This window comes from Actinomadura sp. 7K534, from assembly GCF_004348575.1.
Classification (GTDB): domain Bacteria; phylum Actinomycetota; class Actinomycetes; order Streptosporangiales; family Streptosporangiaceae; genus Spirillospora; species Spirillospora livida.
In genome coordinates this window covers 1-10,241 of record NZ_SMKB01000247.1, presented here as the reverse complement: position 1 = coordinate 10,241, position 10,241 = coordinate 1, and the positions used below count along the sequence as shown (strand labels likewise).

9 protein-coding genes and 1 pseudogene are annotated in these 10,241 nt (G+C 71.8%); 2 read left to right on the top strand and 8 right to left on the bottom strand.

Annotated elements, in window-relative coordinates; genetic code table 11:
• The 5 genes from E1266_RS31185 to E1266_RS31165 all read right to left on the bottom strand — a co-directional run.
• Positions 1-357: heavy metal-binding domain-containing protein (locus E1266_RS31185; protein WP_132053160.1), on the bottom strand; the 357-nt coding region annotated here is incomplete at its 3' end.
• Between the two features lie 118 nt (positions 358-475).
• Positions 476-1,621 carry an RNA polymerase sigma factor RpoD gene (gene rpoD / locus E1266_RS31180; protein WP_131953796.1) on the bottom strand — a complete coding sequence of 382 codons (1,146 nt, stop codon included), beginning with the start codon at positions 1,619-1,621 and terminating at the stop codon, positions 476-478.
• Between the two features lie 71 nt (positions 1,622-1,692).
• Positions 1,693-3,621, bottom strand: coding sequence for a DNA primase (gene dnaG / locus E1266_RS31175; protein ID WP_132053158.1), 1,929 nt, complete (start codon positions 3,619-3,621; stop codon positions 1,693-1,695).
• 161 nt (positions 3,622-3,782) lie between these two features.
• A complete protein-coding gene (locus E1266_RS31170; RefSeq protein WP_132053156.1) occupies positions 3,783-4,424 on the bottom strand; it encodes a Rid family hydrolase in 642 nt (213 codons plus the stop codon).
• A 14-nt stretch (positions 4,425-4,438) separates the two neighbouring features.
• Positions 4,439-6,046, bottom strand: coding sequence for an FAD-dependent oxidoreductase (locus E1266_RS31165; protein ID WP_243719104.1), 1,608 nt, complete (start codon positions 6,044-6,046; stop codon positions 4,439-4,441).
• Between the two features lie 269 nt (positions 6,047-6,315).
• On the opposite strand from E1266_RS31165, the gene E1266_RS31160 reads away from it, so the two are divergent.
• Positions 6,316-7,587, top strand: coding sequence for an ABC transporter ATP-binding protein (locus E1266_RS31160; protein WP_132053154.1), 1,272 nt, complete (start codon positions 6,316-6,318; stop codon positions 7,585-7,587).
• Between the two features lie 18 nt (positions 7,588-7,605).
• On the opposite strand, the gene E1266_RS31155 is transcribed toward E1266_RS31160, so the two are convergent.
• Positions 7,606-8,022, bottom strand: coding sequence for a MerR family transcriptional regulator (locus tag E1266_RS31155; RefSeq protein WP_132053152.1), 417 nt, complete (start codon positions 8,020-8,022; stop codon positions 7,606-7,608).
• Between the two features lie 148 nt (positions 8,023-8,170).
• Here E1266_RS31155 and E1266_RS31150 point away from each other — a divergent pair, with 148 nt between their 5' ends.
• Entirely contained in the window at positions 8,171-9,043 is an 873-nt protein-coding gene (locus tag E1266_RS31150; RefSeq protein WP_132053150.1) for an LLM class F420-dependent oxidoreductase, read from the top strand.
• 48 nt (positions 9,044-9,091) lie between these two features.
• Here the strand turns inward: E1266_RS31150 and E1266_RS31145 are convergent, their stop codons facing one another.
• Entirely contained in the window at positions 9,092-9,544 is a 453-nt protein-coding gene (locus tag E1266_RS31145; RefSeq protein WP_132053162.1) for a GtrA family protein, read from the bottom strand.
• Between the two features lie 65 nt (positions 9,545-9,609).
• Positions 9,610-10,241: pseudogene (locus tag E1266_RS31140) on the bottom strand (MFS transporter); the annotation flags it as partial.

Here is a 10,241-nt window from a genome sequence, read left to right as displayed (position 1 = left end):
CGGGTGGGCCTGCTGCTGGGGCTGGTCGCGACGCTGGGCCGGCTCGGCCCAGACGGCCGTGCCGTAGGCGCAGACCTCAAGGCCGCCGCCCACGGCGGCGGTGTCGAAGCGCATGCCGACCACGGTGTTCGCGCCCTTGCGGCGCGCCTCCTCGCCCAGCCGGTCCACCGCCTCGCGGCGGGCGGCGGCGAGGCTCGCCGCCGGCTGCTCCCCCGTCACCCGGAAGGTGGCGCTGCTCCCCCCGGAGCCTGGCTGCGGCGCCCCGCCCTGGCCGGACTGGACGGCCGTCCCGATGACCTCCCCGAGGACGCTCCTGATCTCGTACCCCGCCACGCCGTCAGTCGTCACGATCAGCATGACTCAACGGTAGATGACGGCCCGCACGAATGCGCCGCAATACCGGCACAAGGTACGAACCTCCCGGTCGCACGTGACCGCCCTCCCGGGCGGGAGGGCGGTCACGGCCCGTCGGGCGTCAGTCGAGGTACTCCTTCAGCATCTGCGCGCGGGACGGATGCCGCAGCTTCGCCAGGGTCTTCGCCTCGATCTGGCGGATCCGCTCCCTCGTCACGCCGAACTCCCTGCCGACCTCCTCCAGTGTGCGCGGATGTCCGTCGGTCAGGCCGAAGCGCAGCTGGATGATGCGCTGCTCCCGTTCCGACAGCGTGCCCAGGATGTCCTCCAGCTGGTCCTGCAGCAGGATGAACGCCGCGGCCTCGATGGGCACCACGGCGTCCGCGTCCTCGATGAAGTCGCCGAGGTCGGAGTCCTCCTCGCCGATCGGCGACTGCAGCGACACCGGTTCCTGCGCGATCCGCTGGATCTCGATGACCCGGACGGGCGACAGGCCCATCTCCAGGCCGATCTCCTCGGGGGTGGGTTCGCGGCCGAGGTCCTGGTGCATCTGCCGCTGCACCCGGACCAGCTTGTTGATGGTCTCGACCATGTGCACCGGGATGCGGATGGTCCTGGCCTGGTCGGCGATCGCCCGGGTGATCGCCTGCCGGATCCACCAGGTCGCGTAGGTCGAGAACTTGAACCCCTTGGTGTAGTCGAATTTCTCGACCGCACGGATGAGTCCGAGATTTCCCTCCTGAATCAGGTCGAGGAAGAGCATTCCCCGCCCCACGTACCGTTTCGCGATCGAGACCACCAGCCGGAGGTTGGCCTCGATCAGCCGTTGCTTCGCCCGCGCACCCTCGCGGGAGAGCAGTTCGAGGTCGAGCAGCTCGCCGCGGGCGAGGACGGCGGTACGCGCCATCTTCTCCTCGGCGAACAGTCCCGCCTCGATCGATTTCGCGAGTTCTACTTCATCTTCTGCCGTGAGCAGCGGTACGCGACCGATCTCTCTCAGGTAGATCCGAACCAGGTCGCTCGTCGGCGCCCGCTTGCCGAGGTCACCCTCGTCCACTCGCGTGACGTCCTCGGTCTCCTGCTGAGACTCGAGGACCTCCACCCCCTGCTCTGCGAGCATCCGCACGACCCGCTCCAGCGAGTCGTCCGGCAAGTCCGAGCGATCGAGCGCGGCGGCGACGTCCTCGACGGTCACACCACCGCGTTCTCTGCCACGTGCGACAAGGTCCGCCACCTGATCAACCGATGGCGCCTCGCTTGGCAGCACCGAAGGGCCCACGCAGACAGTCTGCGTCAAAGGGGGGCTAGATCACAGGACCTATTTTGCGGTCTCTTCACTTACTGTGATCCAAGCCCTCGCTCGCGCAACACCCGTCTCTGCTGCTCAAGCGCGACAAGATCGCCGAAGAGCCTGGTGTGCTCCTCGGGAGCCTCGACCGGATTCAGCCGCCCGAGTTTAGACTTCACATCGGCGATCATGCGCGTGAGCTGCCGTTCCTGTATTCGGGCGAGCAGTTCGTTGGCATAACGGTCATCCGATACCTGGTCCGAATGGACCGGTTCCACACCGAGTCTGGTGATCAGGTCCTTGACCTGCTCGTTCGGGGCCTGTTCGAGGAGGTGGGCGACCCATTCGGAGACGCCGCCCGCGGCCGTGACACCGCCCGCCTCGGCGATGACGGCGCGCACCGCGGCGTGCGGCGGTGCGATGAACGCGCCGGCCGGGACCTCGTCGAACGCCGGGCCGAGCAGCGCCGGGCACTGCACGGCCAGCTTCAGCAGCTCCCGCTCGCGCTGGACCTCGGGATCGTTCGGGTCGAACGAGGGGCGGGCCGGCGCGGCCTGTGCCTCGCCGGCGCGGCCGCCGGCCGCCCGGTCGTGTCCGGCGCGGCCATTTCCGGCCCGGCCGTTTCCCGGTTGCGGACGTCCGTGCCGGCGGGCCGCCAGCTCCCGGACGCGGCGCAGCACGAACTGCTCGTCCATGATGCCGAGCCAGCGGTCCAGGTTGACGGCGTACATGTGCCGGCGCGACCTGTCCTTGATGGCGGCGACCACCGGGGCGGCCGCGTCCAGCGCGCTCAGCCGCCCCTCGACGGTGTCGAGGTCGTGCTGCTCGATCGCGCTGCGCACCGCGAACTCGAACAGCGGCAGCCGGGCGGCCACCAGGTCGCGCACCGCCGCGTCGCCGTGCCGGATCCGCAGGTCGCAGGGGTCGAGGCCGTCGGGCTGGATGGCCACGAACGTCTGCGAGACGAACTTCTGCTCGTCGTCGAAGGCGCGCAGCGCGGCCTTGCGCCCGGCGGCGTCGCCGTCGAAGGTGAAGATGACCTCGCCGCGGAACTCGTCCTGGTCCATCAGGAGGCGGCGCAGCACCTTGATGTGGTCGTCGCCGAACGCCGTACCGCACGTCGCGATCGCCGTCGGGACGCCCGCCAGGTGGCAGGCCATCACGTCGGTGTAGCCCTCGACCACCACGGCCTGCCGCCGCCGCGCGATCTCCTTCTTCGCCAGGTCGGCCCCGTACAGCACCGAGCCCTTGTGGAAGAGCGGCGACTCGGGGGTGTTCAGGTACTTGGGGCCGTCGTCGTCCTCGTAGAGCTTCCGGGCGCCGAACCCGATCACGTCGCCGCTCAGGTCGCGGATCGGCCACATCAGCCGGCCGCGGAACCGGTCCATCGGGCCGCGGCGCCCCTCCTTGGCCAGCCCGCCGGCGACGATGTCGCGGTCGGCGAAGCCGCGCCCGCGCAGGTGCCTGACCAGGCCCTCCCACTCGCGGGGCGCGAAGCCCACGCCGAAGCGGGCGGCGTCGGCGGCCTCGAAGCCGCGTTCCGACAGGAACTTGCGGGCGATCCCGCCCTCGGGCGAGTTCAGGTGCTCGGCGTAGAACTCGGCGGCGGCCCGGTGCGCCTCGACGAGCCGGGCGCGCTGCCCGCCGTCCTGCCGGGGGCCGCGCCCGCCGCCCTCCTCGTAGCGCAGCTGGACGCCCGCCTGGGCCGCGAGCCGCTCCACCGCCTCGGAGAACGACAGGTGCTCGATCTCCTGGACGAACCGGATGACGTCGCCGCCGGCCTCGCAGCCGAAGCAGAAGTACAGGCCGCGCGAGGGCGTCACGTTGAACGACGGGGACTTCTCGTCGTGGAACGGGCAGAGGCCCTTGAGGTTGTCGCCGCCGGCGTTGCGAAGCTGCAGGTACTCGCCGATCACGTCGGCGATGGACGAGCGCTCCCGCACCAGCGCGATGTCCTCATTGCGAATCCGGCCTGCCACGACCAGGAGTCTACGACCGGGGGACGACGTCCACAGCATCCTGGACGGAACGGACGGCCCGCACCCGGGGCGGGCGGTGCGGCGGGCACCGAGGGGGCGGCGCCCCGCGGGCCGGACCGGTCCGGCCCGCGGGGCGCCTCTCGTGGGTCATGGCCGTGCCGTCACCGGTAGGCGGCGACCACCTCGACCTCGACCAGCCAGCCCGCGACCGGGAGGTTCTCGACCTCCAGCGCGACCCGGGCCGGCCGCGCGGGGTTGGCGTAGATCGGGTCGGCGGGCGGCGCGGTGCCCAGCGGGACCTTGACGACCTTGCCGGTGTCCAGGTCGACGTTGGCGTAGAACTGCCGGTAGGCGCGGTTCCACCCGGCGAAGTCCGCCGTGTCCGCGCCGGGCGGGTTGGCCAGGTAGACGCGCATGGAGATCACGTCCCGGGGCGTGAGCCCCGCCGCCTCCAGGTTGGCGCCGAGCTGTTCGAGCGCGTTGAGCCCCTGCGCCTCGGTGATGGTGACGCCCGGGGGCAGCGTCCCGCCCGGGAAGCCGATGTAGCGCTCCGGCGTCCCCGCGGGCGCGGAGGTGTTGCTTCCGGCCGGACCGGTGCCGCTGGCCGTGTAGGTGGTGACGCCGTGGCCGACGCCGACCCCGTTCGCGATCGAGGGGTTGCCCTGCCCCGCCGGCAGGGCGACCCGGACCTCCGTGGGCTTCGGCTTCGCCTTGGTGTTCTTGGGGGACGCCAGGGCGCCTCCGCTGAGGCCCCCGAGCGTCACCAGGGCGACGCCTCCGATGATGAGCTTCTTGCCGCGCAAGGTTCCGTCTCCTCTCAGGACTTCAGGACGCGCTGGTGGAGGTCGGTCACGACCTTGCGGGCCGACTCGAACGCCCCGTGCTGCCAGGCGATCTCGTAGCTGAGCCAGTCGCCGCAGAAGTAGACGTTGCCCTGCGGCTCGTTGAGCAGCCGGTACTCGGCGCCGCGGCTGGGCCAGCCGATCCAGCCGCCCTCGATGTGCTCCTGCCTGCTCCAGGCGATCGACGTCGAGGCGGCGACGTCCCGGCGGTACTTGTCGCCGTGGATCTTCGCGCCCTGGTCGAGGGCGCGTGCGAGCCGCTGCGCGTGGTTCATCCGGGCGTAGGCGTCGGCGGCGGAGCCGAAGTTGTAGTAGCCGATGACCAGCCCGCGCCGGCCGTTGTAGCCGTACGACGGGTACCAGATGGTGGCCAGGTCGAGGTCGGTGTTGGTGATGCCGCCGTAGATGTTCTCGTCCCGCTCCCACCAGCGGCTGCGGTACTCGATGCCGATCTTGCCGGTGGAGGCGGGCACGGGGGTGCGCAGCGCGGCCTGGACGCCCGCGCCGAGGTTGTGCGGGATCTTCGCGAGGACCTGCGGGGGCAGGGTCGCGATCACATAGTCGGCCTCGGCCGCCCTGGTCTTGCGGTTCGAGACGTACTCGACCCGGACCCCGGCCCCCGTGTTCGTGATCACGGTCACCTTCGCGCCGGTCCTGATCCGGCCGTTCCCGACCGCCTTGGCGAGCGCCTTGGGGATGGCGTCCATGCCGCCGACCGGCTGGAACATCAGCATCGCCTGGCTGTAGCCGAACTCGAAGGAGAAGGACCGGCCGACCCCGCTCGCGAGGACGTCGGACAGCGACGGCGGCGGCCCCAGCACGGTGCCCTCCTGGGCGCCCGCACCCGGGTCGACCGAGTAGCCCCGCCGGCCGCCGCCGGTGTAGGCGTATCCGGCGGACTTCGGGCCGATAGCGCCGAAGCCCGAGAGGAACGAGAGCAGCCGCTCCTTGTCGTCGCCGGTGAGCCGCTGGTCCAGGGCGCCCTGGTCGGTGGCCTTGGCCAGCAGCTCGGAGATGTAGCCGTGGACGTCCGCCTTCGCGGTGCGCCATTTGACCGGCTCCCGCATCCCCGCGGACTCGTTGTAGATCAGCGCCTCGGCGTTGGAGTTGGTGAACACCTCCAGCGGGACGCCCAGTTCGCGGCAGTAGTCCATGGTGGTCATCCACTGCGCGATGCGCGCGGGGCCGGCGTTCATGTACTGGCCCTGGCTGAAGCCGACCCGCTGCGTGGCGCCGTCCGTCTCGGCCAGCCGGTCGCCGCCGCGCAGGGTCAGGTTGCGGCCGCCCACCCGGTCCTGAGCCTCCAGGACCGTGCAGTCGTACCCGGCCTTCCCCAGCTCGTACGCCGCGGCCAGGCCCGCCACCCCGGCGCCGAGGATCAGCACCTTGGCGGCTCCGCGGCCGCGCAGCCGGAAGTCGGAGGGCTGCGGCGGCTGGAAGGGCGTTCTGGTCGCCGCCTCCGCCGATGGCGCCAGCCCGAGCGCTCCCATGGTGGCGAACATCGCGCCCGCCCCGCCGGCCGCCCCTACCCGGGTGAGGAACGACCGGCGGTCGACCCCGTTCGTCTGTTCCCTTGTCGACAAGGAACACCTCCAAGATCTCGACATCCGGGAGTCTTGGACCGTTCCGTTTTGACGGTGGGTCGGCGCTGTAAGCAGCAGGTTGCCAAACGATCACCGGCGCGGCCGGGCGGCGCGGGAGCCCTGTACCTACCGCGGTGACCGGAATTCGCCGTCCGATGGCCGGACCCGGCCGGATCGCCCACCGGTAAGGGCGGATTCGCTATGGACAATCCGGACCGCCGCGCGGTGTGATGACGAACCGAGATCTTGCTCACACCCAGGCGGACCCGATGACGGATGTTGTGCTCGACGGAGTCGACAAGGTGTATCCGGGCGGGCAGGTGGCCGTCCGGAACGTGCGGCTGCGGATCAACGCGGGCGAGCTCTTCGTCCTGCTCGGACCGTCGGGCTGCGGCAAGTCCACCCTCCTGCGGATGATCGCCGGGCTGGAGGAGATCACCGCGGGCGACCTGTGGCTGAACGGGTCCGTCGCCAACGACCTGCCGCCGCGCGAGCGGAACGTGGCAATGGTGTTCCAGGAGGGCGCCCTCTATCCGCACCGCACGGTCAAGGGCAACATGATGTTCCCGCTGGAGGTGGCGGGCGACGACCGCGCCGAGGCCGGCGCCAAGGTCGTCGAGCTGGCGCGCGCCCTCGGCATCAACTCCATGATCGACCGGCTGCCGGGCACGCTGTCGGGCGGGCAGCGGCAGCGGGCGGCCATCGGACGGGCGCTGATCCGCGAGCCGCAGCTGTTCCTGATGGACGAGCCGCTGTCGAGCCTCGACGCGGGGCTGCGCACCGAGCTGCGGATCGAGATCGCCGGGCTGGTCCGCTCCACCGGCACCACCACCGTCTACGTCACGCACGACCAGGTCGAGGCCATGACGATGGCCGACCGGATGGCGGTGCTGCGCGACGGCGTCCTGGAGGACGTCGGCACCCCCGAGAACATCTACTCGGACCCGGCCACGGTGTTCGTGGCCGCGTTCCTCAGCTCACCGCCGATCAACCTGCTGCACGCCACCCTGTGGGCCGTCGAGGGCGAGGGGCTCCTGCTCGACTTCGGCTCGCAGCGGCTGAGCGTCCCGTGGAACGACCCGCGCGCGTCCTCGCTGATCAGCCGGCACGGCCAGTCCGTGATCGTCGGGATCCGGCCGGACACGCTGGTGCCGATCGCGCCGGGCTCCCCCGCGCCGCACGGCACCGTCCTGTCCGGGCAGGTCCGCGAGCTGGAGTTCCACGGGCACGAGTGGCTCGCCTACGCCGAGGCGGGCATCCCCACCGTGGACGCGACGGAGGTGGGGCGGCCGCCGCCGCCCGAGCAGCACGAGACGTGGCGGCCGGGCCTGCGCGACCGGCTGCGGGACATGCTGGGCCGGCCGTCCCACCCGGAGCCGCCGGAGGAGCACGCCGGCCACCACCGCCGGACCGACCTGGTGTTCCGCATCCCGCCCGGCAGCCGGCCCAGCCGCGGCGACCACTACGCGCTGCGGGTCGACCTGAACCGGGTGCTCTTCTTCGGCGCCGACGGCCGCCGGGTCACGCCCGTCCACCGGTAGATCCGCCGGAGCCGGGGCTCAGGCGGGAAGGCCCTCGCTGACCTCGCCGGCCGCGCCGGCCGCGGCGGGCTCGCCGCAGATCTCGCCGCTGTAGAGGCGGATCTTCCACTGGATCTGCGCCTGCTGCTCGCGCAGCCGCGCGATCTGCTCCTCCACCCGCTGGTCGTGGTCCTGCAGCAGTTCGAGCCGCTCGCGGACCGTCTCGTCCCCGCCGCGGGCCAGCTCGGAGTACCGCAGCATCTCGGCGATCGGCATGCCCGTCTCGCGCAGGCAGCGCAGCATCCCGAGCCACTGCAGGTCTCCGTCGCTGAACACACGCCTGCCCGACGCGTTCCGCGCGATGCCGGGCAGCAGCCCGATCTTCTCGTAGTAGCGCAGCGTGTCGATGCTGAAACCGCTCTTCTCGGCGGTCTCGCCCGGAGAGTAGGAACTCACGCCCCCCAGGATTTCACCTGGAGTGCACTCCAGGTCAACGCCCGGCGCCGGGCGGCGCGCTTGACCTGGAGCGCGCTCCAGCCCGCAGAGTGGGGACCCGCCGGCGCATCACCGGTGTAATCGCGGACGAAAAGGAGAGGGACCCGTCATGCGCGTTGGTCTCCAGATTCCCAGCTTCACCTTTCCCGGCGGGCCGGAGCGGATCGGCCCCGCCTTCGACACGACCGTCCGGCAGGCCGACCAGGCGGGCCTGCACTCGCTGTGGGTGATGGACCACTTCTTCCAGATCGGCGGGGTCGGCGCCCCGGACGAGCCGATGCTGGAGGGCTACTCGGCGCTCGCGTACGCGGCCGCGCTGACCGAGCGGATCACGCTCGGCACGATGGTCACCGGCGTGACGTACCGCCATCCCGGCATCCTGGTCAAGACCGTGACCACGCTGGATGTGCTGTCCGGCGGCCGCGCCTGGCTGGGCATCGGCGCGGCCTGGAACGAGGAGGAGTCGCGGGGGCTCGGCATCGAGTTCCCGCCCACGGCGGAGCGGTTCGAGCGGCTGGAGGAGACGCTGCGGATCGCCCACCGGATGTGGAAGGGCGACGACTCCCCGTTCGAGGGCCGCCACTACACCCTGGAGCGGCCGCTGAACTCGCCGCCCGCGCTGCGGACGCCGCGTCCCCCGATCCTGGTCGGGGGCGGCGGGGAGAAGAAGACGCTGCGGCTCGTCGCCCAGTACGCCGACGCCTGCAACCTGTTCGACGGCCCGGAGCTGCCGCGCAAGCTCGATGTGCTGCGCGAGCACTGCGCGAACCAGGGACGCGACTACGCCGAGATCGAGAAGACCGCGCTGGGCCGCTTCGAGGGCGGCACGCCGTCCGTGGACGAGGCCGTGGAGACGATCGGGCGGATCGCCGAGAGCGGCATCGACCACGCGATCTTCTCGCAGGCCACCGGCCAGGAGCTGGCGGGCGTCCTCGGCGAGGCGCTGGGGCAGACCGAGGGGATCGTCCCCGCGGGACGGTGAGCACGGCGCGCCGGCCCGGCGGCGGTCACGGGAGCGGTCACGGGCGGGTCAGGCGACCGCGGGGGTGAACACCCACTTCTTGTACGACCAGTAGCGGAACGCGGCACCGAACGCGACCCCCGCCAGCAGGCTCGCGTTGTAGGCGACCCCGCCGTGCAGCCCGAGCGTGTAGTACGTGAAGCCGGTGCACACCACCTGGATGAGCAGGCCGACGCCGTTCAGCACGAAGAAGATCGCGACCTCGCGGCCGGAGCCGTCGCTGTCGCGGTGCCGGAACACCCAGAACCGGTTGAGCAGGTACGAGGCCAGCGTGGAGATCACCGTGGGGATGGCGACGCTCGTGACGGGACTGCCGCCGAGCCAGGCGCGCATCACGTTGGCGCCGAGAATCATGATCAGCGTGCCGATGACCCCGACGAAGCCGAAGCTGAGCAGCTCGCTCAGGAACCTCCGGTACTGCGGGACGGCTTCGACCGTTCTGGCCGGTCTGGCCCGCTGCATGGTGCTCACTCGCCCAGACCTTACCTGAGTAGGACATATGCGAATGTCACAACCCGGCCAAAAGATCAAGAGGCCGCCGTTCCGCGGTCCGCGCGCGGGGCGGCCGTGGCGGTCGCCGGAGCCAGCAGCACGATGAGGCCGACGAGCCCGACGGGCACGGCCAGCGCCCAGCCGAGCCCCACGCCCTGCGCGACGAACCCGATGACGGGCGGGCCGCCGAGCAGCCCGAGGTAGCCGATCCCGGTGACGCGGGAGATGCCGGCCGCGGCGGGGACGCCGGGGACGTTCCCGGCCGCGCTGAACGTGATGGGCGCGACGACGGCGATGCCCAGGCCGAACACCGTGAAACCGGCCACGGCCGCGACCGGGTGGGCGGCGGCGAGCCCCGCCCCGAGGCCCAGCGCGGCGGCCAGCGACCCGGCCCGCAGCACCGGGACGGGCCCGAACCGCGCGACCACCCGGTCGCCGGCGAACCGGCCGGCGGTCATCGCGACCGCGCAGCCGGCGTAGCCGAGGCCCGCGAAGCCCGGCCCGGTGCCGAGGTGCTCCCGCAGGTAGACGGCGCTCCAGTCGGCCACGGCGCCCTCGCCCACGAACGAGCAGAGCCCGATGATCCCCAGCAGGGCCGGCAGCCACCGGAAGGACGGCACCGGGACGGGCTCGGGGCCTTCCGGGACGGGGCCTTCCGGGACGGGGC

Excerpts from the sequence above, each read along its gene's own strand:
- E1266_RS31160 (WP_132053154.1), top strand. The coding sequence starts at position 6,316 with ATGACGGATGTTGTGCTCGACGGAGTCGACAAGGTGTATCCGGGCGGG.
- E1266_RS31150 (WP_132053150.1), top strand. The coding sequence starts at position 8,171 with ATGCGCGTTGGTCTCCAGATTCCCAGCTTCACCTTTCCCGGCGGGCCG.
- E1266_RS31145 (WP_132053162.1), bottom strand. The coding sequence starts at position 9,544 with ATGCAGCGGGCCAGACCGGCCAGAACGGTCGAAGCCGTCCCGCAGTAC.